Below are 22,237 nucleotides of genomic sequence, written 5' to 3' on the forward strand. Positions count from 1 at the left end.
TGCCGCTGCGCCTCCGCGTTTCGTATTGCCATGCAGGACAAGCTCACCCTGATGATTCCCGGTCCCACACCGGTGCCGGAGACCGTCCTGCTGGCGATGAGCCGCCACCCGATCGGCCATCGCAGCGCCGATTTCCAGGCGATCGTGAAGCGCACCACGGCCCAGCTCAAGTGGCTGCATCAGACCAGCGGCGATGTGCTGGTGCTCGCTGGCAGCGGCACGGCGGCGATGGAGGCGGGGATCATCAACATCCTCAGCCGCGGCGACAAGGTGATCTGCGGCGACAACGGCAAATTCGGTGAGCGCTGGGTCAAGGTGGCGAAGGCCTACGGGCTGGATGTGCAGGTGATCAAGGCCGAATGGGGCCAGCCCCTGGACCCGGAAGCCTTCCGTGTGGCACTGGAAGCGGATACAGACAAAGCCATTCGCGCGGTGATCCTCACCCACTCGGAAACCTCAACGGGTGTGATCAACGATCTGGAAACGATCGCCCGGCACGTGCACGCCCACGGCCAGGCGCTGATTGTGGCCGACTGTGTCACCAGCCTCGGGGCCTGCAACGTGCCCATGGAGGCCTGGGGCCTCGACGTGGTGGGCTCCGGCTCCCAGAAGGGCTACATGATGCCGCCGGGTCTGGGCTTCGTGGCCATGAGCGAGCGGGCCTGGCAAGCGCACCAGCGCTCCGACCTGCCCAAGTTCTATCTGAACCTGGGCGCTTATCGCAAAGCGGCCGCCCAGGACAGCAATCCGTTCACCCCTCCGGTGAATCTCTACTTCGCGCTCGAGGCGGCCCTCGACATGATGCAGAGCGAAGGCCTAGAGGCGATTTTCACTCGCCATGAACGCCACCGTCGCGCCGTCAGCGCTGCCATGCACGCGATCGGCCTGCCGCTCTACGCGGCAGCGGGCCACGGCAGCCCCTCCATCACTGCGGTGGCACCCAGCGGCATCGATGCCGAAGTGCTGCGCAAGAAAGTGAAGGCCCGCTACGACATCCTGCTGGCCGGCGGCCAGGACCATCTGAAGGGCTCTGTCTTCCGCATCGGCCACCTCGGCTTTGTGTGCGACCGGGATGTGCTCACGGCGGTGGCGGCGATCGAAGCCACCCTGCAGGAGATGGGCATGGCGACAGCCACAGTGGGAGCCGGTGTGGCCGCCGCCGCCACTGAACTGGCCCGCTGAGCTGGGATGAACAGGGCGGCCTCGCATCGGGCCGCCTTCGGGCACCTTGCTACATTGCAAGGATGCGGGTGTAATTCAGTGGTAGAATGTCAGCTTCCCAAGCTGAACGTCGCCGGTTCGAATCCGGTCACCCGCTTTCAATCCACGGCTGAAAATTGCTGTCGCTCAAGCGATCTGCTCGCTTGGCACTCACTGGCGGCATGCCAGAGGTTGACTGGGGGTGGAAGGTGATGCCAGTGATTGGTTCAACCTTTTCACAGTGCTTCTCCCTGCTGGGTCGGTTCATTGCCTGAGCTGAACTTCCACCCGTGTGGGGTGAGCCTAGTTTGATGCCTCGGCAGGTCGCTCGGGTTGAGGGTTGGCAGAGAGCGGGGCTGAGTGCGGCCCAACATCACCACCCAAGCAAACTTGTCCAGGCGGCGATTCAACCAACGACCGATCGATCCCCAGGCACTGCGGCGATATGAGGATGTTCGTTGGGCGATCCACAGGATCGACGGAGATCATCAGCTCCACTGCCCAGCGACTTCCGTGTTGACCCTCCTTGATCGGTTCGGAGCGCCGCACAGGATCGACCGAACCCGAGACCTGACAAGCGACCTAAGATACGGTCCTGACCTGGTCTGACCCGCTGATGGTGCACCGCGTGCTGACCGAGACCGCCGTAAGCATCTCGGAACACAAGAAGAACCCCATGGCCACCGTGGCGGCCGGTGAAGGGATGGCGGTCGCGGTGCTCAACCGCAACGAGCCGGCCTTCTACTGCGTTCCGGCCCGGGCCTACGAGGAGTTGATCGATCTCGTGGAAGACCTGGAGCTGGGCCGCATTGCCGATGCCCGGCTGGCGGATGGAAAGGAGCCGCTGCGGGTCAGCCTCGATGCCCTATGAGCTGGCCTTTCATCCCGAGGCCCTGCGGGAATGGCGGACCTTGACCGCAGGGATTAGGGAGCAGTTCAAGAAGAAGTTGGCCGAACGGCTGATCGAACCGCGGATTCCCGCCAGCAAGCTGCGGGGCTCCAGTCATCGCTACAAAATCAAGCTCCGTGCCGCTGGTTTCCGTTTGGTCTACGACGTGCGGGATCGCGATGTGCTGGTGCTTGTTGTGGCAGTGGGCAAGAGGGAGCGCAATGCTGTCTATCGCCATGCCGATCAGCGCTGAAGCCCATGCCCCATGGCAACTCCAAGCCCTCTGAGCTGGATGAGCTACGCCAGGAAGACGCCCGACTGATTGCCCTGCTGGAGGCCCAAGGAATCGGCTGGCGCTCCGGCGCACCTGCCCCATCTTTACCTGCGCCGATTTCAGTCCAGGCCCCAGTCAGTGGTCCCGTTTCCACGCAGGAGAAGGTGGCGCTGTTCCGGCGTCTCTGCCGCGGCCGTGACGATGTCCATGCCCTGCGCTGGCAGAGCAACAGCAACGGGCGATCGGGCTATGCGCCGGCCTGCGCCAATGAGTGGAGGCAATGCTGCGCCATGACATCTGCGTGCTGCAAGCGCCGACAGCCTTCGGGAAAACCGTGTGGCGGCAGCGATCCTGACTTGGCGGGGCGTGAACACCCTGGTGCTGATGCACCGGGCCGAGCTGCTGCGCCAGTGGCAGGAGCGACTCCAGACCTTCCTGGATGTCCCGCCCGAAGCGATCGGTCCCATCGGTGGTGGCAAGACCAGACCCACAGGCCGCCTCGACATTGCCGTGATGCAGTCGCTGGTGCGCAAGGGCGAGGTCAACCCTGTGGTGCAGAACGACGGGCAGGTGATCGTCGACGAATGTCATCACTTCGCCGCAGCCTCCTTTGAAACGATCTTGCGCCTGGTGAAGGCCCGGTACGTGCTCGGGCTGTCCGCCACTCTGGTGCGCCGCGACGGTCTGCAGCCGATCCTGTTCATGCAATGCGGACCCATCCGCCACACCGCCGAGCGGCCCGCCGGGGGGCCCCAGACTCTTGAGCTAGTGAGCCGCACCGAACGGATCGTGGCCGAGGACCTCGCCTGCTGGGGAGCGGGCCGCAAGCTGTTGTGGCTCAGTGAGCGCACCGGTCACATCACGGCGATCGCAGCCGCCCATGCCAGCGCAGCGCCACCCTGGCCGCGCTGGAAGCATTGCCGCCGGAGGCGCCCCGCATCGCGCTGGACATCCTGCTGCTGGCAATGCCCCGTGTCGTGGAAGGGGACGCTGCAGCAATACGCCGGCCGCCTGCACCGGCACCAAACTGGGAAAACCAGCGTGCGGATCATCGACTGGCTCGATCTTGGCCATCCTGAGCCGCAACGCAAGTGGGAGCGGCGGCTACGGGGCTATCGGGCGACGGGATAGTCGCTGATTTCAGATCAGCAACCCATGCCGAGCTTCTGGTCCTGAAGGAGATCGACAATCTCTCGGAAGCAACTGCGCTCAAGAGAGCCCAGTTCGATTTCGTAAACACCGACGCCTCTGTCGAAGGGGATCACACCGCAAGGCCGAGGACCCATGGCTTCTCACAGACCTTCTCGCATCCAGCCCTGCAATCCCTTGAGACTCATTGCTGTGCAGGGACTCTTGTTAATTGCTTGAGAAGCTTCCCAAGCCGAACGTCGCCGGCTCGAATCCGGTCACCCGCTTGTTGATCCTTTCAAATGGTCTGCTTGACGTTTGACTGCTGAGGCAGTCCCACCTTAACTTGAAGAGGAAAAGAAGAGGCGTTTGGAATCATCGCGAGAAGCGAATGCACCACACTCATTGGCGATTAGGGAATGAGACAAACCCTTCTTCAATACTGACGGTTTTGAATTCCATCGGTCGGAGTGGACATTTCGATGATGGATGCATGCCCAGCGTCCAAGCCCAATAATGAATGGAACTTCTTTCCTGGGCGCAACGGATGCCCTGACCCAGCGGGCATGCATGGGGTCGTCACAGGCCAAGCCGGTGGCTTGCGAAGTAAAAAGCTACGGATCACCCGCCTTGGCGTGATCTGAATCCTCCGTCAGCCTGCCCGGAACAGAAAATCCCAGCAAACCTGGCTGGCTGGCTCAGGCGCGCGGCTTGATCAGTTGGAGCACCTGTGGCCCCAGCCCCCCCACGCGACGCTCGCAATCCAGCATCTGCAGGATGGAACGGGCAGATTCGGCAAGATCGCCATCATGGGCAGCCGCTTGAGCTGCAGACTCATGCCGGGAGATCTCTTCCAAAAGAGCTGAACGCTGCTCGTGAGCAACTGCTTTCACAACCATACGTTTATCGACGACCGTCAAAACCGGACTACAGGCTTGATGCAAGTGTATGGGTTTCCAAGCGAAACTGCCTGCTTTTCAGACACATCAAAAGAATTCAGCTTCTCAGACCATCTCGGGGCAGAGCCAGGGGCCCATGCTCATGTTCCGGGCTCCTCCCCGTCGTCGGCAAGATCAGCAATCTGAGCCCTCAGTGTTTCGACCCGGGAATGATCACCCCGGCTGACCGCCACGGCCAAGGCGAATTCAAGCTTTTCGCGTTGGTGACCCCGCTCCACGTAAGCGGAGGGGGGGCTGCAGGAAGGAAAGGTGCGGGAGGTGGACGATCCGTTGGTGTTCGGCCCCGTCAATGCAAGGGACCTGGGCAGAGGGCAAGCGGGATAGGTGAAGGCCACGTTCGCTTTCTTTTCATTCTGCCACCCCTGACCAGTAAGGCGAGAGGATGTGCGCTAAGCAGCTTCGCGGTAGGCCACAGGCTCCTGCTGCGGTTGCGGTGCGGAATCGAGGAAACCCTCGGGAACCAGGAAACCCTCGGGAACCAGCTCCGGGGAGGGAGCGGGTTCCTCAAGCAGCTGGCGGCAATCCTGAAGCAGCGCTTCCACGTGGTCGAGGGCATCAAGCTGAGCCTGATCCGGCGACTCTGGTCGCTGGATCGCCGTTTCGAGAGCCCCAAGCCGTTGTTCCAGCTTCACCAGCCGATGGGAAAGGGCGGCCACCGTCTGGGCCAGATCTTCGGCAGTTCGAGTGATCCGGAAAGACACCGATTCGGTTGTCATCGCAGGCAAAGGCGGTAACGCCGATGACAACACAGATCTCGGTCTCGCTCAAGTCGTCTTTCAGACTGACGGACTCTCCAGCGGATCGCCCCATGGCTGCACCAGTGACATTGGTGCTTTACGTGCTCTGCGGGACCGCCGGGGGCCTGCTGGCTCTGCGCACCGGAATTCCTGCTGCTCCCTTAGCCGGCGCGCTGCTGGGGGCGGCCGTTGTGAGCATGAGCGGGCGCCTCGAGGTGGCCCAATGGCCCACGGGAACCCGCACCCTGCTGGAGATCGGCATCGGTACGGTGATCGGCACCGGGCTCACCGCCGCCGCTTTATCGGAGCTGCGACTGCTGTGGCGACCGGCAATCCTGATCACCGTGGCGCTTGTGGCCACCGGCCTGGTGGTGGGGTTGTGGTCCAGCCGGCTGCTGGGCGTTGATCCGATCATCACCCTGCTGGGAGCGGCACCTGGGGGCATCAGCGGCATGAGCCTGGTGGGAGCTCAGTTCGGCGTGGGGGCCGCGGTGGCCGCTCTGCATGCTGTGCGCTTGATCACCGTGCTGCTGGTGTTGCCGTTGATCGTGCGGCTGGTGCTCGGTGGCGCGGGTGGTTCGTCATCGGGCTGAACCTCGCCCGGGTGGCCCTGGCGGCAAAGGGCAGAAGCCCCTCGACAGCCGAAGCATGGCCGATACGTTGGGCGCAGCAGCCCCAGGGCCCCCTCCACCCCTCCATGCAGCACCACATCGTTCGCACCGCCTCTCTTCGCACCACCTCCCTTGCCGCGGGTTTGTTGACACTGGCCGCCACGCTCCTGACGGCCGGGACCCTCCCGCAACCTGCCCTGAGCCAGCCAGCCGCGGCGCTGCCCGACGACCAGGGCAGCAAAGGCGCCCAGGTGTATTGCTTCATGCGCAAGGCGGGCAACAACCACGAGGTCAGCTGGACGGCGGCCTACGCCCTGCTCCGGCGCCAATCCGCGAGCTTGTTCAAGACCTCCCCCGAACATGGCGCCGTGATGATCACCGAAGCGGTGGTCAACAATCCAGACGCGTTCCCCGACTGCGGCCAGTACCTCGGAGCACTGTTCGGCAGTGAGAAACCGCCTGCTCCCACAGTGACCTCCAGCGGCCCGGTGCCGATCCAGCGGGGCCTGACCCGTGAGGAGCGCTACAACAATTGAAGGCGCTGCGCAGCTGTTGAATGGAAGCCGGGTGCAGGGGGTCCGCCTGTTCTCCACCATCGCCCTGGCCGGTTGGGCGTTGATCGCCTGTGGTGTCCAGCCCGTGGAGGTGGGCAACGCACCGGCCAGCGACGACTGCCTGCGGGAAGTGACGCTGGAGGAACTTCCGGCGGCACTACAGCGCTGCGACGCGTCGGTGCAGGCATTTCCCTCCGATCCCCGCCCCTTGAGCGAGCGTTCGGTGCTGCACAGCCTGGGTGGCGATCAAGCGGCCGCCTGCCGGGACATCGAACGGGCCGCCCTGTTGCTGCGGCAACAGGGCGGCAAGGCTGTTGATGGCCAGCTGGCCATCGACATCCGCATCCGGCTGGAGGGCTGCCAGGAGAAGGCGCCGCTGGGCGGCTCCTGATCTGGGCGCCACTGCCCCGCCCTGGGCTCACCAGCGCTCGATCAGCTGCCGCACCATCGCCGGCAGCGCCTGGCGCCGCAGCGTCGTCTGACGGCCTTCCAGCAGCAGCGTGATCCGCTCGGCCTTGCTGGCGATGATCCCGTCCACCAGCTGGTCGGCCACGCCCAGCTGCAACCAATGGCTGGTGAGCGGGCCGACCATGCCGATCCGGTGGCAGCGGTCTTCCGCCTGCTCCGCGTCCCCCGGTGTCCAGGGGCGCTCCAGCAGCACCACGTGGGAGGCCCTGTGCAGCGTGAAGCCCAGGCCACCGGCCCCGAAGGTGGCCACCAGGCAAGGGGTCGCCCCGGCCTGGAAGCGATCCACCTGCGCCTGGCGCTCGGCCGCCTTCAGCCGCCCGGTGAGCAACGCCCCGCCCAGGCGCGCCTGCAGCTGTTCGGCGCTGGCCACGAAGGCGGTGAACAGCACCACCGCCTCCCCCTCGCGCAGCAGGGCCTCCACCAGCTGGATGGCCGCAGGCAACTTGTGCTGGGCACCGATCCGGCGCAGCGCGGTGAGCATGGCCAGGTGCTCGGCGTCGCGGCGCACCTCGCCCCTGGCGGCACGTTGGCGGTAGTCGTCCAGCTTGTGCGCCAGTTCCCGCTCAAACGCCAGTGTCTGGAGCTCGCTGAGCTCCACCGGCAGCATGCGGCGGTGCTTGGGAGGTAGGTCGAGGCAATCCTGCTTGCGCCGGTGGAGCACGAGCGGGCGGGTCAGCCGCTGGAGTTCATCGAGCCGCTCGGCTCCGGTCGCCTGCCATTGGCGCCGTCCGCCCTGCTCGCTCCAATGCCCCTGACAGAACCGCTCCTCGTAGAAGCGCCGGTCGTGGGCGAGGGGATGGCCGATCGCCGCCAGCAGCGGAAACAGCTGGACCGGGCGCCCGTTCTTCATTGGGGTGCCGGTGAGCAACCAGATCGCCCGCAGCCGGGGATGTCTGGACAACCGCAGCAGGGCCTGGGTACGCGCCGCCTGGATGTTCTGGGCGAAATGGGCCTCGTCCACGATCAGCACGGTGGCGGCCGGCGGCAACAATCCCGGCAGGGCGGCCCAGCTGATCAGCTCCAGATCAAGCGAAAGGGCAAGGCCCTCCTGCCGCCAGTGGGGATGGAGGGCGGCTGGAGCCACCACGGCGATGCGGCAATCCGCAGCCCGGACCATGGCCCGGGCCGCCATCAATGCGGTGAGGGTCTTGCCCAGGCCCATGGCATGGGCCAGCAGGGCACCGCGGCGAGCCAGCAGCCAACGCGCCGCCAGCCGCTGATGGGCGAAGAGGCGGCGCCCATCGGCCAGGGGCTGATCAAGGGCGGCCTGGGCCACGAGGGTGCGGTGCGGCGGCAGCGGCGGCAACGGCTGCTCCAGCCACGCCATCCACTGCGCCAGCTCCGGATCGATCCGGAAGCGCTGGCCGAGCAGGTGGCGCAAGACCAGCGACGCCTCGAGCGGAAACGCCCAGCATCCACGCCGTGCCTGCCACTGGCCACGGGGCCTTATGGCGCGCAACTGGGCCTGGGTGACGGGATCGAAAGGGGACACCACCTCGATCTGCCCGCACGGACCGAGGCGCAGCAGACAAGTGGCGGCGGTAACCTTGCTGGCTCCGGCGGAGCGGCTGGCGACGGGAGAGCGGCTGACGGCTGGGGCTCTGCAAGCGGGCCGAAGACAAATTTAGTCGAATCTGCGCGGAGGGCAACAGTTGGCGATGAAGGCTGAAAAAAGCAATCCTCGACACATTGACATCCCTTGAGGTGGGGGCAAACTCTCCGCAACTGAGCCATCAGGATGCACGCGAGAGATGCGGTGTTCCTTGAAGATCTCTGCCCCAAACTTCGCGTCAGACGTTGGCGCCAATCTCTCCACAAACACACTGAAAATCGTTGTATTTACTGCGGCAATCGCTCCGAATCCATTGATCATCTGATGCCCCGCTGCCGTGGTGGCCTGAGCGTGACCGCCAACTGCGTGCCGGCCTGCCTGGCCTGCAACGGCCACAAGAGCGATGCCGATGCCTTCGATTGGTACCGGCGGCAACGCTTCTACGACCCAAGACGGGCCATGGCCATCCGTGCCTGGATGGATGGGGATCTACGCCTGGCGGTGCGGCTGCTCGAGTGGGCCAACCCGGAACCTGCCGCCACCCCGCCCCACAAAACCGGAGCGGCTCCAGCAGCACCGGACTGGGCCTTCCAGGCGGCCTGAGCCCCCTGGCCGGCTCACCCGGCCTGAGCTGCTTGACCGGCTCACCAGACCCGGCAGGCCGCTGGGCCGTTGTGGCGGACGCAGATCCCCTCTTCCCGCTCAGGGGCTTCCGGGGCGATCACAGCAACGGCCAGCACGAGACCGAGGGCGAGCACGGCCGGCGCCCACGCCTTGACGGTGTTCCAGGTGGCCGCCAGAGCAGGGGGGAGCGCGGCGCGGCGATGACTCCGGGCGACGAAGCGGCCGGATACCACCCCGCGGGAGCTAGAGAGAGAAGAGGCGGTCATCACCGAAAGCCATGAATGTGATACAGGTGTACTCATGATGTCAGGAGATGTCAATGCCCGGCCAGCCAATGTGCTGGTGCTGGGCGGTGGCTATAGCGGGCTGCGGTTCGCCAGCGCCCTCACCGAACGTGGGCTGCCGGTGGCGGTCACCTCCCGCCGCCGACCGGCCCAGCCGGAGGCGCACACCCCCTGGAGCTCTTCTGGCAGCGAACTGCCGGTGCGCTGGCTGAGCTTTGACCCGGATAACGGCGTGTTGCCCGATGCGGAGGCACTGGACGGCACCACCCATGTGCTGGTGACGATTCCTCCCGACGGGCAGGGAAACGATCCGGTGCTCGAACATCTGGCTCCGGTGCTGGCCCAGCTGCCCCTGCAGTGGATCGGCTACCTCTCCACCACCGGCGTCTACGGCGACCATGGTGGTGACTGGGTGGATGAAACCACAGCTCCTGCGCCACGGGCGTCACGAAGCCGTTCCCGGTTGGCCTGTGAACAGGCGTGGGATTGCAGCGGCCTGCCGGTGCAGATCTTCCGACTGCCGGCGATCTATGGGCCAGGTCGCTCCCCCTTCCAAAACCTGCTGCAGGGCACCAGCCGGCTCGTGCACAAGCCAGGCCAGGTGTTCAGCCGCGTCCATGTGGACGACATCGTGGGGGGGTTGATGCACTGCATCGGCCTGCCACCCCAGCGCCGCCCGCGGATCGTCAACCTCGCCGACGATCGCCCCTGCCCGTCGACCGAAAGCCTGGGCTACGCCGCCCATCTACTGGATTGCAAACTTCCCGCCGTGGAGCGCTTCCAGGACATCTCCGATGGCATGAGCCCGATGGCACTCAGCTTCTGGGTCGAAAACCGCCGCACCAGCAATCAGCGGCTCTGCCACGAGCTGGGCTACACCCTGCGCTACCCCAGTTACCGGGAGGGATTTCGCGAGGCCCTCGCTGAAGAGCGAAGGGCTGAGGAGCTCCAAAACAGCTAGCCCATCGCTTGCCCCCCAGCCGCCGCCTGGCAGTGCCACCACTGCCTCTGGCAAGCTCCGCCAGCACCGCTCAGCGGCGGGTGAACACCCGATCAATGGTGCTGCCATCGGAAGTTGTCTTGCTGGCACCGGGCTTGGGGCACACCCCAGCCGCATCAGGCTGAAGGTTCTGGAGGGTGGGCAGCTTCGTGTCCTGCATGAAGCGGCAACCATCCACGGTGATCCACCCCCGTTCCAGACCAGCGGCAGTACTGACCACCGCGAGCCCGATCAGAAACCAGCGAAACATGACGCCACCTTCCTGCCCTGATGACTCTAGGTCCGATCCCATTGCTGTCTCCCTTGGTGACCCGGCCGGCATCGGCGCGGAGGTCACCCTCAAGGCACTGGCGCTGCTGGGCGATCGGCAGAGGGATGTGGTGCTTGTGGGCTGCCGCCGCTGGTTGGAACACACGCACCGGCGCCTGAGGCCGCTGAGCGCCGTTCCGCTTGCCGACCCCTGCAACCTGGAGATTCTCGACCTGCCGCTTGAGGCAGCGCCAGAAACCGGCCAGGGCTCGGCAGCCAGTGGTGCCGCCAGCTTCGCCTGGCTCACCGCTGCCACCGAGCTGGTGATCACCGGCCGCTGCCGCGCGCTCACCACCGCGCCGATTGCGAAGCATGCCTGGCATGCGGCAGGCCATGCCTACCCCGGCCAGACCGAACGGCTGGCGGAGCTGGCCGGCGGTAAGGAGGCCTCGATGCTGTTCACGGCCCGATCCCCCCTGGCCGCCTGGCGCCTGAACACCCTGCTGGCCACTACGCACATCCCCCTGGCGGCCGTACCGGGCTGCCTCGATGGGGCGCTGGTGGAACGCAAGCTCGACACTCTGCTGACCTTCTGCCAGCGGTTCAAGCCCCATCCGCGGCTGTCGGTAGCGGGCCTGAATCCCCATGCCGGCGAAGCGGGCCAGCTCGGGAGTGAGGAGATCGAGTGGCTGGAGCCGGCACTGGATCGCTGGCGACAGCGCCATCCGGGGGTGGAACTGGTGGGGCCGGTGCCGCCCGACACCTGCTGGCTGGACGCCGCCGCCGCCTGGCGCGGCGAAGGCCCGGGATCCGACGGTTATCTGGCTCTGTATCACGATCAGGGCCTGATTCCGGTGAAGCTGCTCGCCTTCGATGCGGCGGTGAATGTGAGCCTGGGACTGCCGTTCCTGCGTACCTCCCCCGATCACGGCACCGCTTTCGACATCGCCGGCCGGGGCGTCGCCCGCGCCGACAGCATGGTGGCGGCGCTCAACGCCGCCTGGGAACTGGGCTGATGGGCAACTGGGTTAGTGCTGAGCAAGGCTGATGGGCGCCGCGCTGATTCAGCCGGGCTTGACGCGCATCAGCACCTGGCCGAATTCCACCGGGGTGCCATTCTCCACCAGGATTTCCACCACCTGGCCACTCATTTCCGCCTCCAGTTCGTTCATCAGCTTCATCGCCTCGAGAATGCAGACAGGCTGGCCAACCGAAATCGCGCTGCCGAGCTCCACGAAGGGCGGATCGCCAGGCGACGCCGCCCGGTAGAAGGTGCCCACCATCGGTGCGGTGACATCCACCAGATCGGCGCGCACGGCGGCTGCGGCAGGCGGCGCAGAGGGTGGCTGGGGTGCGGCAGGTGCGGGCGCGGCCGGCACGGGGGCTGCCATCGCTACCGGGGCGTAGGCGGCAGGCGCAGCGACGGGGGGGGGAGCCGGCAGATTGCGCCGCACCTCAAGGCGAAAATCCTCTCCCTCCAGCTTCAACTCCTGGATGTCGCTGCCTTCAAGGAAGGTGAGCAGGGCATGGAGCTGGTTGTTGTCGAGTTGCATGGCGCTTCAGGACTCCCGACCCAGGTAGCTGTCGGTGCGGGTATCGATCTTGATCTTTTCACCAATCGAGATGAACAGCGGCACCATCACCTGGGCGCCGGTTTCCACAATCGCCGGCTTGGTGCCACCGGTGGCGGTGTCGCCCTTGACGCCGGGGTCGGTCTGGGTGACTTCGAGCACCACGGAGTTGGGCAGCTCCACCTCGAGCGGCGCCCCATTCCACGACACCACGTTGACCTCCATGCCCTCCTTGAGGTATTTGCGCCCATCCCCGATCTGATTGGCGGTAAGGCGCGTTTCCTCGTAGCTGCCCATGTCCATGAAGACGTAGTCGTCGCCTTCCATGTAGGTGTGCTGAAGGGTGGACTTCTCCAGCAGGGCCTGGGCAACGGTTTCGCCGGCGCGGAAGGTTTTCTCCACCACGCTGCCGCTCTGCACCGCCTTGAGCTTGGTGCGAACGAAGGCGGAACCCTTGCCGGGCTTTACATGCAGAAACTCGACGACCCTCCAGACCTGACCATCCAGCTCGATCGTGGTGCCTGTACGAAAGTCGTTGCTGGAGATCATTCCAAGGGAACGGGTCAGCGGGATTGTACGGCTGCCCTTCTGCCCCACCCTGCCGCACGGCGACGGCGACATCACCGGATGGGACTGGGCCGTCCGGCTGTGCCAAAGTCCGGAAAACGGCAGACGGACAGATGCGGACGACCCGGATCGGTGGTTTGTGGGCCCTGCTCCTGGCCGTGGTGCTCAGCGCAGCGACGGGGCTGAGCGCGGCGCAGCCCGCCGCTGCAGCCCTGCCTCCGGGCAATGCCGTCACCGATCCGGCCGCCCTGCTGCGGGATGCGCTGCCGATCGAAGCCACCGATCTGCAGGATCTCCAGCACCGGCTCGAGAGCACCAGCGTCGACCTGCGCGCCAAACGCTGGAGCGCCCTTAACAATGTGGTGCGCCGCTGCCAGTCGCTGCTGGGCACCCGCCGGGTAGGGCTGCTCGACAGCTTCGACCCGGCAGACCGCGACAAGGCGGAAGCCCTGCTGGAGCAGCTGCAGGACTCCCTCCAGGCAATGGCGACAGCGGCTGAGGGCCAGGACCGGGACGCCTTCCTCGACGCTCGCCGCGAGGCACTCAGCCGGATCGGTGCCGCCGAGGCCGAGCTGGTGGGACCGTTCCCGTTCACGATCCCGGCCGCCTTCGACGACCTGCCACGGCTGCTGGGCAGGGCCACCGTCAGGCTCACCACCACCAAGGGCGAGCTCACCGCCGTGGTGGATGGCTACAACGCACCGCTCACCGCAGGGGCGTTCGTGGATCTGGTGCAGCGCGGTTTCTATGACGATCTGCCCTTCATTCGGGCGGAAGACTTCTACGTGCTTCAGACCGGCGATCCCGCCGGCGCCGCCGACGGCTTCGTGGATCCCAAGACCCAGCGCAACCGCCCGGTGCCCCTGGAAATCAAGGTGCCCGGCGAAGCGGCCCCCTTCTACAACCAGACCTTCGAGGACCTGGGCCTGTTCAAGGCCACCCCGACCCTGCCCTTTGCCACCAAGGGCACCCTGGGCTGGGCCCATTCCGATGAAGCCCTCGACGACGGCTCCTCCCAGTTTTTCCTCTTCCTCTTCGAAGCCGAGCTGACCCCGGCGGGGCTCAACCTGATTGATGGGCGCTATGCCGCCTTCGGCTACGTCACCGACGGCTTTGAAGTGCTCCAGGAGCTCACTGCCGATGACGGCATCGTCAAAGCCACGGTGCTGGAGGGGGCCGAGAACCTGCGGCCCCATGCCTGAGCGCCAGGGCACCGGCGGCGCGGGCCCCACGCTCGGCGATCTGGGCGAATGGCACCTGCTCGACCGACTGCGGGCCTTCGCGCCGCCGGGTCAATTCGATGACGACGCCGCCCTGATCGAGGAGCGCGGTGGCGGGGTGCTGGTGGTCAACACCGATGTGCTGGTGGAAGGGGTGCATTTCAGCGACGCCACCATGGGGCCCGTTGATCTGGGCTGGCGTACCGCCGCCGCCAACCTGTCGGACCTGGCCGCCATGGGCTGCCGTGAGGTGGTGGGGCTCACCGTGGGCCTGGTGGCGCCACCCCGCACCCCTTGGACCTGGGTGGAAGGGGTCTACGGCGGCCTGACTGCGGCGCTGGCCCCCTGTGGCGCGCCCCTGCTGGGGGGCGACTGCAGCAGCGGCAACGAGCGCCTGCTGGCGGTGACGGCCCTGGGGCGGCTGGGCCCGCAGGGACCGATCCGGCGGCAGGATGGCCGCGCGGGCGACGTGCTGGTGTGCAGCGGGCTGCATGGGCTCAGCCGCCTGGGTCTGGCGCTGCTGCTGGAGCAACCCATGCACGGGCTCCGGAGCGGCAGGATCACCGCGGCTGATCTGCCAGAAGAGCTGCGGCAGCGGGCCATCGCAGCGCACCGGCGCCCACGGCCGCGGCTGGATGTGGTGGCAGCCCTGGAGCAAAGCCAGCCCCCCGGCGATCCTTGGCGAGTGGGCGGCACCGACAGCAGCGATGGGCTCGCCGCAGCACTCACGGCCATCGCCCGCACCAGCGGCTGCGATGCGCTGCTGGATCGCTCCGCCCTGCCGATCGATCCGGCCATGGCACCGTTGGGGGAGGCCACCGACTGGTGCCTCGGCGGAGGGGAAGATTTCGAGCTGGTGCTGGCCCTGCCGGAGCGCTGGGCCCAGCGTCTGGAGGCTTGTCTGCCTGGAATGCGACGCCTCGGCCGGTTGGTGGCCGGCACGGGCCAGTTGCTCTGGCAGGGCACAAAGGAACCGGTGCGGGACGCCGCTGGGTTCAGCCATTTCGGCTGAAGCGTGCTGAAGGCGGTGGCTGGGTCAACCAACCTCGCGGCGGCCCCACAAAAAAAGAGCCTTCCTGCCAAACCCCTCGCTCAGGAGAGGCCGTGCAGGAAGACCCGATTCAGGTGTCAGAACGGCGCGCTTCAGAAGAACGCTGATCCGGACGAACGTGGAACGGAAGGATCAGACCCAGTGGCGGGCCACCACTTCGGCCAGATCGACAACGCGCTGGCTGTAGCCCCACTCGTTGTCGTACCAGGAGATCACCTTCACCATGTTGTCGCCCATCACCAGGGTGAGGTCGGCGTCGACGATCGTGGATTCATCGGTGCCGGCGTGGTCGGAGGACACCAGCGGCAGATCGGAATACTTGATGATTCCCTTCATGCCGTTCCGTGACGATTCCTCGAGCACCGCATTCACTTCTTCCCGCGTCGTTCCGCGGCCGACTTCCAGCACCAGGTCAACCACCGATACGTTCGGGGTCGGTACCCGCAGCGCGATGCCGTTGAGCTTTCCCTTCATGGGGGGGTACACCAGGGCCACCGCCTTGGCAGCGCCGGTGGAGGTGGGCACAATGTTGATGGCTGCAGCGCGGGCGCGGCGCAGATCGCGGTGGCTGGCATCAAGGATGCGCTGGTCACCGGTGTAGCTGTGGGTGGTGGTCATCGTGCCTTTGACGATGCCGAAGGCCTGATCCAGCACTTTCACGAGCGGCGCCATGCAGTTGGTGGTGCAACTGGCATTGCTGATGATGTCGAAACCGTCGTGGGTGTACTGATCGGCGTTCACACCCACCACGAAGGTGCCGATGCCATCGCCTTTGCCAGGAGCGGTGATCAGCACTTTGCGTGCTCCGGCCTGAATGTGTTTGCCGGCACCTTCTTTGTCGATGAACACGCCGGTGGCTTCAATCACCAGATCCACACCCCATTCCTTCCAGGGAAGGTTCAAGGGGTTGCGGTCGGAGAAGCACTTGATGGTGCGTCCGTTCACGATCAGGGCGTCATCGGTGTGGCTCACCTTGGCGTCCCGGATCTTGCCGAGCATGGAGTCGTACTGGAGCAGGTGCGCGTTGGTGCGCGGATCGGACGTGTCGTTGAGGCCGACGATTTCGATGCCTGTGTTCTCGCCGCGGCTCAGCCAGCAACGCATGAAGTTGCGACCAATCCGGCCAAATCCATTGATCGCAACACGCAAAGCCATGGCAACAGCGGGCAAACCCGCTAATAAGGGAGGTTTTGGCTGCCGATCATACAGAAATGGCGCCCCGGCTCCCAGGGCACCAGATCGGGTTCCACAAGGTGTCTTCGCAGGGACAAGCGGGGATCTCGCCGCTTAAGTTTCGGAGCATCCTGGAGACGCCGTTGGGACTGCTGGTCGACCGCGGGCAGCCTTTGCACTTCATCGGAGTCGGCGGAATCGGCATGTCCGCCTTAGCCGAGATCCTGGTGGAGCGGGGCTTTTCCGTCAGCGGCTCCGATCCGCGTGACAACAGCGTGCTGCAGGGCCTGCGCCGCCGGGGAGTGCGGGTGTTTCAGGAGCAGAGCCCCGCCACCATCGAGGCGATCCGCGCCACCGCCACAGCCGGGGCCGATCCGCAGATCGTGGTGAGTTCCGCCGTGCCCCAGACCAACCCCGAGCTGGTCGAAGCCCGCCGCGTGGGCCTGCCGGTGGCGCACCGCTCCGATGTGCTGGCGGCCCTGATCAACAGCCAGGACGCGATCGCGATCGCCGGCAGCCACGGCAAGACCACCACCAGCACGATAGTCGCCACCCTGCTGGCCGCCACCGCGAACGACCCCACGGCCGTGATCGGCGGCATCGTTCCCGGCTTCGGCAGCAACGCCCGCGTGGGCAACGGCAGGCTGCTGGTGGCGGAAGCCGATGAATCCGACGGTTCGCTGGTCAAGTTTCAGCCCAGCCTGGGGCTGATCACCAATCTCGAGCTCGACCACACCGACCACTACGCCGACCTGGAGGCCCTGATCGGCACCCTGCAGCAGTTCGCCTCCGGCTGCGGCACCCTGCTGACCAACCACGACTGCCCGGTACTGCGCGAACGTTTCCGGCCCGACGCCTGCTGGTCGATCGAAAGCGCGGACGGGGTCGACTTTGCGGCCATCGCCCTGGCGGCAGAGGGGGACGGCACCGTGGCCGAGTTCTACGAGCGGGGCACAAAGGTGGGGGAATTCCGGCTGCCGCTGCCCGGGCGCCACAACCTCAGCAACGCCACGGGCGCCCTGGCCGCCTGCCGCCTTGAAGGGGTGCCCTTCGAGGCGCTCTGCCAGGCCATCCCTTCCCTGAGCGCCCCCGGCCGGCGCTTCGATTACCGCGGCAGCTGGCAGGGGCGGCTGGTGGTCGACGACTACGCGCACCACCCCAGCGAAGTGCATGCCACGCTCACGATGGCGCAGCTGATGGTGAGCACGGGCCGCAGCCCGCTGCCGGCGGTGCCTCGGCGGGTGGTGGCCGTGTTCCAGCCCCACCGCTACAGCCGCACGGCCGAGTTCGGTGAAGCCTTCGCCCAGGCCCTCGGACTGGCTGATGCGGTGCTGCTGGCGCCCTTGTATTCCGCCGGCGAAGCGCCATTGCCAGGGATATCCAGCGGATCGCTGGGGGAGCGCATCGCCGCCCTGCATCCCGCGCTCGAGGTGCGCGTGGCGACCGACATGCAGCACCTGGCGCAGGACGTGGCAACGCTGAGCCAGGACGGAGACCTGGTGCTGGCGATGGGGGCCGGGGATGTCAACGGGCTGTGGGAACGGCTCACGGGCCTGCCCGGCGCCGCCGTCGCCACACCCCTGGCCGCCTGAGGGATGGCGGGCGGCGAACCACCGGCCAACCTGAGCGCCCAGCTGCCGCTCGCCGGCCACACCACCTGGAAGGTGGGAGGCCCCGCTGAGTGGTTCGGGGAGCCTTCCAGCGAGGAGGAGCTTCAGGCCATGGCCCAGTGGGCCTGGGGACAAGGCCTGCCCTGGCGTCTGATTGGTGCGGGCTCCAACCTGCTGATCAGCGACACGGGCCTGGCAGGACTGACCCTCTGCTCTCGCCGCCTGCAGGGAAGCCAGCTGAACCCCGCCGATGGTCTGGTGGAAGCCCGAGCCGGAGAACCGATTCCCACCCTGGCGCGCCGAGCTGCCCGGGCCGGCCTCAGCGGGCTGGAGTGGGCTGTGGGCATTCCCGGCACCGTGGGAGGTGCCGTGGCGATGAATGCCGGTGCCCAGGGGGGCTGCACGGCGGAGGTGCTGCGCGACGTCACGGTGGTGGCGCCCGAACCGGGCAGCGTTCCCTTCATCCTGCCGGCGTCGAGCCTGGAGTTCGCCTACCGCCACAGCCGCCTGCAGATGGAGCCGCTGCTGGTGCTCTCGGCCAGGTTCCAGCTCAGCGCCGGCCATGATCCGCGCGCAATCGACCGGCGCACCAGCGCCAATCTGCACAGCCGCACCGGCACGCAGCCCTACCACCTACCCAGTTGCGGCAGCGTGTTCCGCAACCCGGAACCGCTCAAAGCGGGCCGTCTGATCGAGGAACTCGGCCTCAAGGGATGCTCGGTGGGCGGTGCCATGGTGTCGCCGATGCACGCCAACTTCATCGTCAACACTGGGGAGGCCACCGCTGAGCAGATCAACGGCCTGATCGAACTGGTGCGGGAGCGGGTGCGTCAGGCCCATGGCCTGGATCTCCACCCGGAGGTGAAGCGCCTGGGCAGCTTCGATGCAGCCGCCGCCCTGGCTGACTGAACGGGGCGCAATCCGCACCAGAGGCCCCCCTGAAGGCCCGTTGCGGCCCACGTACTCTGAGGCCAAACGACATCTCTCCCATGGCAGGCTTCGGTCTTCCCAACTTCGGCCAGCTCACCGAAGCGTTCCGCAAGGCGCAGCAGATCCAGCAGGACGCCCAGAAGCTGCAGGACGAACTGGATGCCATGGAGCTGGAAGGCACCAGCGAGGACGGCCGCGCCAGCGTCTGGCTCTCGGGCAACCAGCAGCCGCTGCGGGTCAGGCTGGCCCCTGAGCTGGTGGCCTCCGGCGCCGAAGCCACCGAAACCGCCACCTTCGAAGCCCTCAGAGCCGCCTACGAAAAATCCACCGCCACCATGAAGGAGCGGATGGAAGAGCTCACCGGCGGGCTCAATCTGTCGGGGATGGGGGGCTGAGGCCTTCCTGCTCGCTCTGACGCAGCCGGCGCCGGGAAGGCTGGCGCTGGCGGCGATCGAGACGGACCTCGGGGCGCTCCGCCTGAACCTCCTGCTCCGGCAAGCGCCGCCCTGCCCCTGAGCCGCCAGTCGCCAGCAACTCTTCCAGCCCCTGCAGGTAGTGGGGGTAGCGGTCCCAGTCGGTGCCGACGCAGCAACCGGGGTCGCCGCGGTGCAGGCAGTTGCGGTAGCGGCACGCACCCGATCGCAGCGCCTGGCGCATCTCAGGAAACAGGGCGGCCAGCCGGCTGGGATCCAGCGGTAGATCGGGCCGGTTGAACCCCGGCGTATCGGCAAGCAGGGCCTCGGGCCCCAGGGCGAACAACTCCACATGGCGCGTCGTATGGCGGCCACGCTGCAACCGCCCCGACACCGCGGCCACCCGCAGCTGAAGCGCGGGAATCAGGGCGTTCAGCAGGCTGCTCTTGCCCACCCCAGAAGGGCCACACAGCACGGTGATGCCCGGTTCGGCCAGCCGCTGGCGCAACGCCTCCAGCCCCTCGCCAGTGGCCACACTCAGGCCGATCGGGTCATACCCCCAGCCCTTCAGGCGCACCAGCCAGGCCTCCAGGCCGGGGCGGGGCACCAGATCGATCTTGCTGAGCACCAACTCCACCTGCAGGTCGGTGGCCTCGGCCGCCAGCAGGAAGCGGGTGATCTGGACGGGATCCGGCTCCGGCTGTGCCAGCGCCACCACCACCAGCAACCGGGTGCAGTTGGCCACAGCGGGCCGCAGCAGCCGGCTGCTGCGCGGAAACAGGCGGCTCACCGCAGCGCGGCCAGCGGTCCAGTCGATGCCATCGAGGCTGACCTGATCCCCGACATGAACCTGCTGGCCGCTCTTGCCCAGCCGGGTGCGTCGCACACACAGCAGTTCGAGCTGCTGGCCAGGCCCATCCCGATCGAGCCGCACCCTGCAGAAGTTGGCTTGCAGAGCCACGACCCGGCCGGTGACCGGCTCCTGCTCCACGCTCAGGCCCCGGCGCGGCAGATCAGCAAACGCGCCCCGGCGCCGTCGGTGGGCTCGATGCCCAGCACTTCATGACCCTCCTCCCGGAGGCCCTCACTCACCAGCGATTCGGGTGCACCTGCATCGAGATCCACCTGCAGCCAGGCCCCCGGTGGCAGCTTTTCGAGCGCCAGGCGCGTGCGCACGAAATTCACAGGGCAAGGGGTGCCCCGCAGGTCGAGGCACTGGACCGGCACAGGAGTGGTGGTGGCTTCAGCGGGTTTCATGGGGATGGGGAGGCGGCTGCCGTCACCCGAACAGACCGCCGAACAGGCCGCTCTTGTGCGGGTGTTCCTTGCCGGAATGGTGCCCGGCGAGCTGATCGAGCAACTCCCGTTCGTGGCTGGAGAGCTTCGTAGGAATGTGCACCTTCACGGAGACGTGATGGTTGCCCCGCGCTACGGGATTGCCCAGCCGCGGCACCCCTTTGTTGGTGAGCGTGAGCGTGGCTCCGGGCTGGGTGCCGGCCGGAATCTCCAGAGTTTCCGGGCCATCGACGGTGTCGACTTCGATCTTGTCGCCGAGGATCGCCTGCAGGTAGCTGATCGTGACATCCGATTGGATGTGGATGCCTTCGCGGCGCAGGTGATCGTGGGCCTGCACAAACAGATACACGTAAAGGTCGCCGGCTGGGCCACCCCGTTGGCCCGCATTGCCCTCGCCCGTCACCCGCAGACGGGTGCCGGAATCCACGCCGGCAGGAATGGTGATGCGCAGCTTCTTGCGCACCTGCTGCACCCCCTGGCCGCCGCAATCGCCGCAGGGGTCGGCGATCACCTGCCCCGTGCCTTCACAGGTGGGGCAGGGCGCCACCTGGGTGAAGCTGCCGAACGGCGTGCGGGTGGCGCGGCGCACCTGACCGGATCCTCCGCAGGTGCCGCAGGTGGTGGGCCCGCTGCCGCGCTTGGCGCCGCTGCCGTCGCAGGTGGCGCAGGTTTCCAGATGGCGGATCTGGACATCGCGTTCCTGCCCGAACACGGCCTCGTTGAAGCTGATCGTGAGATCAAGGCGCAGGTCGTCGCCCTGGCGCGGCCCGCGCCGGCGCGGGCCGCTGGCACCGCCGGCCCCACCAAAGCCGCTGAAGAAGGTTTCGAACAGGTCGGCGAAGCCGCCCATGTCCGCCATGTCGGGTCCGCCGCCGGCACCGGATACACCCGCCTCACCGAACTGGTCGTAACGGGCGCGCGTCTGGGGGTCGCTCAGCACCTCATAGGCCCGGCCGATCTCCTTGAAGCGCTCCTCGGCGCCGGGATCCTTGTTGATGTCCGGGTGGTATTGCCGCGCCAGGCGGCGGTAGGAGCGTTTGAGGGTGTCGGCGTCGGCCTCACGGCTGACACCCAGCAGGTCGTAGTAATCGGCCATCAACTCGGGTCCGCGCCGGCCATGGGTTCATTGCCCCCGTCGGGGGCATTGGCGGCGCTGGACCCACCGGCGGGACCGGGGCCCATCGACACCTTGACGAGAGCATGACGGATCACCCGTCCCTCCAGTTGGTAGCCGCGCTGCAGCTCGGCGATCACCACATCTTCCACCACCTCGTCGCTGGGCTCGCGCAGCACGGCTTCATGCAGGTTCGGGTCGAACGGCTCCCCCTCCACGCGCATCGGCGACACGCCCAGATTCTTGAACACATCGACCAGCTGCTTGTAGAGCCCCTGATAGCTGCGATGCACGTCCTGAGCTTCCGGGTTCTGGGGGTCCAGCTGCTGACGCGCCCGGTCGAAGTTGTCGACCACCGGCAGGATCTCGGCGAGCGTGGAGCAGGTGATCTTCAGGCGCAGGTCGTCCTGGTCGCGGCTCTGGCGCTTGCGGAAATTGTCGAAGTCGGCGGCGATGCGCATGTATTGGCTGCGCACGCCCTCGTGCTCGGCCCTGAGGCTGCTGAGCGCTGCCTCCAGCTCCTGCACCCGCCGCTGGGGATCGCCGGCCTCGGAACCGGTGCCAGCCTGCACAGACGCTTCGGCCGAGGCCGCGGAGGCTTCGAGCTGGGTGATCAATTCATTCGCCTCGCTGGCAAGGCCCTCCACGGAGGCCTCCGTGGAGGCCACCTGAGGAGCCTCCGCAGGGGCCTCAGAATCCTGGGAGAAGGAAGAGGCTTCGCCACTCATGCCGGCTGGATCGCAGATCTGACATCTACATGTTG

General features: G+C 66.7%; 27 protein-coding genes, 1 tRNA gene and 1 pseudogene. 17 read left to right on the forward strand and 12 right to left on the reverse strand.

Going from position 1 to position 22,237, the window contains the following annotated elements:
* Positions 1-30: 30 nt before the first annotated feature.
* The 6 genes and pseudogenes from KBY97_RS09970 (at position 31) to KBY97_RS09990 (ending at position 3,494) form a co-directional block, all read left to right on the forward strand.
* Positions 31-1,182 carry an alanine--glyoxylate aminotransferase family protein gene (locus KBY97_RS09970; RefSeq protein ID WP_255146718.1) on the forward strand — a complete coding sequence of 384 codons (1,152 nt, stop codon included), beginning with the start codon at positions 31-33 and terminating at the stop codon, positions 1,180-1,182.
* A 64-nt stretch (positions 1,183-1,246) separates the two neighbouring features.
* Positions 1,247-1,318: transfer RNA gene (locus KBY97_RS09975), tRNA-Gly, on the forward strand.
* 498 nt (positions 1,319-1,816) lie between these two features.
* On the forward strand, positions 1,817-2,071 hold the full coding sequence (locus KBY97_RS09980) for a type II toxin-antitoxin system Phd/YefM family antitoxin (RefSeq protein WP_399217619.1): 255 nt from the start codon (positions 1,817-1,819) through the stop codon (positions 2,069-2,071).
* The gene (locus KBY97_RS09985) at positions 2,061-2,342 is read left to right on the forward strand and encodes a type II toxin-antitoxin system RelE/ParE family toxin (protein WP_255146721.1); all 282 of its coding nucleotides are present in this window, start codon (positions 2,061-2,063) and stop codon (positions 2,340-2,342) included. Before KBY97_RS09980 ends, KBY97_RS09985 begins: the two co-directional genes overlap by 11 nt.
* A 5-nt stretch (positions 2,343-2,347) precedes the next feature.
* A pseudogene (locus KBY97_RS14835) lies at positions 2,348-2,662 on the forward strand (TOTE conflict system archaeo-eukaryotic primase domain-containing protein); the annotation flags it as partial.
* 67 nt (positions 2,663-2,729) lie between these two features.
* Positions 2,730-3,494, forward strand: coding sequence for a DEAD/DEAH box helicase family protein (locus tag KBY97_RS09990; RefSeq protein WP_255146722.1), 765 nt, complete (start codon positions 2,730-2,732; stop codon positions 3,492-3,494).
* A gap of 695 nt (positions 3,495-4,189) precedes the next feature.
* On the opposite strand, the gene KBY97_RS09995 is transcribed toward KBY97_RS09990, so the two are convergent.
* Together KBY97_RS09995 and KBY97_RS10005 are read right to left on the reverse strand one after the other, a co-directional pair.
* A complete protein-coding gene (locus tag KBY97_RS09995; RefSeq protein ID WP_255146724.1) occupies positions 4,190-4,411 on the reverse strand; it encodes a hypothetical protein in 222 nt (73 codons plus the stop codon).
* A gap of 428 nt (positions 4,412-4,839) precedes the next feature.
* Positions 4,840-5,166 (reverse strand): hypothetical protein, encoded by a 327-nt coding sequence (locus KBY97_RS10005; RefSeq protein WP_255146727.1) that lies wholly within the window; start codon positions 5,164-5,166, stop codon positions 4,840-4,842.
* A gap of 23 nt (positions 5,167-5,189) precedes the next feature.
* Here KBY97_RS10005 and KBY97_RS10010 point away from each other — a divergent pair, with 23 nt between their 5' ends.
* The 3 genes from KBY97_RS10010 to KBY97_RS10020 all read left to right on the forward strand — a co-directional run bounded on the left by KBY97_RS10010 (position 5,190) and on the right by KBY97_RS10020 (position 6,743).
* Entirely contained in the window at positions 5,190-5,780 is a 591-nt protein-coding gene (locus tag KBY97_RS10010) for an AbrB family transcriptional regulator (protein WP_255146728.1), read from the forward strand.
* 104 nt (positions 5,781-5,884) lie between these two features.
* Positions 5,885-6,334: a DUF6554 family protein gene (locus KBY97_RS10015; protein WP_255146729.1), complete on the forward strand. Its 450-nt coding sequence runs from the start codon at positions 5,885-5,887 to the stop codon at positions 6,332-6,334.
* Between the two features lie 31 nt (positions 6,335-6,365).
* Complete coding sequence (locus tag KBY97_RS10020) at positions 6,366-6,743, forward strand: hypothetical protein (protein WP_255146731.1); 378 nt, start codon at positions 6,366-6,368, stop codon at positions 6,741-6,743.
* A 27-nt stretch (positions 6,744-6,770) separates the two neighbouring features.
* Here the strand turns inward: KBY97_RS10020 and KBY97_RS10025 are convergent, their stop codons facing one another.
* Positions 6,771-8,315 carry a DEAD/DEAH box helicase gene (locus tag KBY97_RS10025; RefSeq protein WP_255146732.1) on the reverse strand — a complete coding sequence of 515 codons (1,545 nt, stop codon included), beginning with the start codon at positions 8,313-8,315 and terminating at the stop codon, positions 6,771-6,773.
* A gap of 243 nt (positions 8,316-8,558) precedes the next feature.
* On the opposite strand from KBY97_RS10025, the gene KBY97_RS10030 reads away from it, so the two are divergent.
* The gene (locus tag KBY97_RS10030; RefSeq protein ID WP_255146734.1) at positions 8,559-8,975 is read left to right on the forward strand and encodes an HNH endonuclease; all 417 of its coding nucleotides are present in this window, start codon (positions 8,559-8,561) and stop codon (positions 8,973-8,975) included.
* A 41-nt stretch (positions 8,976-9,016) separates the two neighbouring features.
* On the opposite strand, the gene KBY97_RS10035 is transcribed toward KBY97_RS10030, so the two are convergent.
* Complete coding sequence (locus KBY97_RS10035) at positions 9,017-9,262, reverse strand: hypothetical protein (protein WP_255146736.1); 246 nt, start codon at positions 9,260-9,262, stop codon at positions 9,017-9,019.
* 37 nt (positions 9,263-9,299) lie between these two features.
* Here KBY97_RS10035 and KBY97_RS10040 point away from each other — a divergent pair, with 37 nt between their 5' ends.
* Positions 9,300-10,241 (forward strand): SDR family oxidoreductase, encoded by a 942-nt coding sequence (locus KBY97_RS10040; RefSeq protein ID WP_315857161.1) that lies wholly within the window; start codon positions 9,300-9,302, stop codon positions 10,239-10,241.
* Positions 10,242-10,311: 70 nt separating this feature from the next.
* On the opposite strand, the gene KBY97_RS10045 is transcribed toward KBY97_RS10040, so the two are convergent.
* The gene (locus KBY97_RS10045) at positions 10,312-10,530 is read right to left on the reverse strand and encodes a hypothetical protein (protein WP_255146739.1); all 219 of its coding nucleotides are present in this window, start codon (positions 10,528-10,530) and stop codon (positions 10,312-10,314) included.
* Here KBY97_RS10045 and pdxA point away from each other — a divergent pair.
* Entirely contained in the window at positions 10,529-11,545 is a 1,017-nt protein-coding gene (gene pdxA, locus KBY97_RS10050; RefSeq protein WP_255146740.1) for a 4-hydroxythreonine-4-phosphate dehydrogenase PdxA, read from the forward strand. The genes KBY97_RS10045 and pdxA overlap by 2 nt on opposite strands.
* Before the next feature lie 48 nt (positions 11,546-11,593).
* Here pdxA and accB read toward each other — a convergent pair whose 3' ends face one another.
* The gene (gene accB / locus KBY97_RS10055; protein WP_255146742.1) at positions 11,594-12,082 is read right to left on the reverse strand and encodes an acetyl-CoA carboxylase biotin carboxyl carrier protein; all 489 of its coding nucleotides are present in this window, start codon (positions 12,080-12,082) and stop codon (positions 11,594-11,596) included.
* A 6-nt stretch (positions 12,083-12,088) separates the two neighbouring features.
* Entirely contained in the window at positions 12,089-12,649 is a 561-nt protein-coding gene (gene efp / locus KBY97_RS10060; protein ID WP_255146744.1) for an elongation factor P, read from the reverse strand.
* Between the two features lie 131 nt (positions 12,650-12,780).
* On the opposite strand from efp, the gene KBY97_RS10065 reads away from it, so the two are divergent.
* On the forward strand, positions 12,781-13,869 hold the full coding sequence (locus tag KBY97_RS10065) for a peptidylprolyl isomerase (RefSeq protein ID WP_255146745.1): 1,089 nt from the start codon (positions 12,781-12,783) through the stop codon (positions 13,867-13,869).
* A complete protein-coding gene (gene thiL, locus KBY97_RS10070) occupies positions 13,862-14,899 on the forward strand; it encodes a thiamine-phosphate kinase (RefSeq protein ID WP_255146747.1) in 1,038 nt (345 codons plus the stop codon). Before KBY97_RS10065 ends, thiL begins: the two co-directional genes overlap by 8 nt.
* 171 nt (positions 14,900-15,070) lie before the next feature.
* Here the strand turns inward: thiL and KBY97_RS10075 are convergent, their stop codons facing one another.
* On the reverse strand, positions 15,071-16,093 hold the full coding sequence (locus KBY97_RS10075) for a type I glyceraldehyde-3-phosphate dehydrogenase (protein WP_255146749.1): 1,023 nt from the start codon (positions 16,091-16,093) through the stop codon (positions 15,071-15,073).
* Positions 16,094-16,254: 161 nt separating this feature from the next.
* On the opposite strand from KBY97_RS10075, the gene murC reads away from it, so the two are divergent.
* From murC to KBY97_RS10090, 3 genes are all read left to right on the forward strand, one after another.
* Positions 16,255-17,703 (forward strand): UDP-N-acetylmuramate--L-alanine ligase, encoded by a 1,449-nt coding sequence (gene murC, locus KBY97_RS10080; RefSeq protein WP_255146751.1) that lies wholly within the window; start codon positions 16,255-16,257, stop codon positions 17,701-17,703.
* A gap of 3 nt (positions 17,704-17,706) precedes the next feature.
* The gene (gene murB / locus KBY97_RS10085) at positions 17,707-18,630 is read left to right on the forward strand and encodes a UDP-N-acetylmuramate dehydrogenase (protein ID WP_255146753.1); all 924 of its coding nucleotides are present in this window, start codon (positions 17,707-17,709) and stop codon (positions 18,628-18,630) included.
* An 80-nt stretch (positions 18,631-18,710) separates the two neighbouring features.
* A complete protein-coding gene (locus KBY97_RS10090; protein ID WP_255146754.1) occupies positions 18,711-19,046 on the forward strand; it encodes a YbaB/EbfC family nucleoid-associated protein in 336 nt (111 codons plus the stop codon).
* On the opposite strand, the gene rsgA is transcribed toward KBY97_RS10090, so the two are convergent.
* Genes rsgA through grpE form a run of 4 tightly spaced genes read right to left on the reverse strand, consistent with a single transcriptional unit; the run spans position 19,021 to position 22,202 of the window.
* A complete protein-coding gene (rsgA, locus tag KBY97_RS10095; protein WP_255146755.1) occupies positions 19,021-20,055 on the reverse strand; it encodes a ribosome small subunit-dependent GTPase A in 1,035 nt (344 codons plus the stop codon). The genes KBY97_RS10090 and rsgA overlap by 26 nt on opposite strands.
* A gap of 2 nt (positions 20,056-20,057) precedes the next feature.
* Positions 20,058-20,321, reverse strand: coding sequence for a sulfurtransferase TusA family protein (locus KBY97_RS10100; RefSeq protein WP_255146756.1), 264 nt, complete (start codon positions 20,319-20,321; stop codon positions 20,058-20,060).
* 22 nt (positions 20,322-20,343) lie between these two features.
* The gene (gene dnaJ, locus KBY97_RS10105) at positions 20,344-21,456 is read right to left on the reverse strand and encodes a molecular chaperone DnaJ (RefSeq protein ID WP_255146757.1); all 1,113 of its coding nucleotides are present in this window, start codon (positions 21,454-21,456) and stop codon (positions 20,344-20,346) included.
* A complete protein-coding gene (grpE, locus tag KBY97_RS10110; protein ID WP_255146759.1) occupies positions 21,456-22,202 on the reverse strand; it encodes a nucleotide exchange factor GrpE in 747 nt (248 codons plus the stop codon). Before grpE ends, dnaJ begins: the two co-directional genes overlap by 1 nt.
* Between the last annotated feature and the right edge of the window lie 35 nt (positions 22,203-22,237).

It is taken from the genome of Synechococcus sp. ATX 2A4, assembly GCF_024346375.1.
GTDB lineage: Bacteria > Cyanobacteriota > Cyanobacteriia > PCC-6307 > Cyanobiaceae > MW101C3.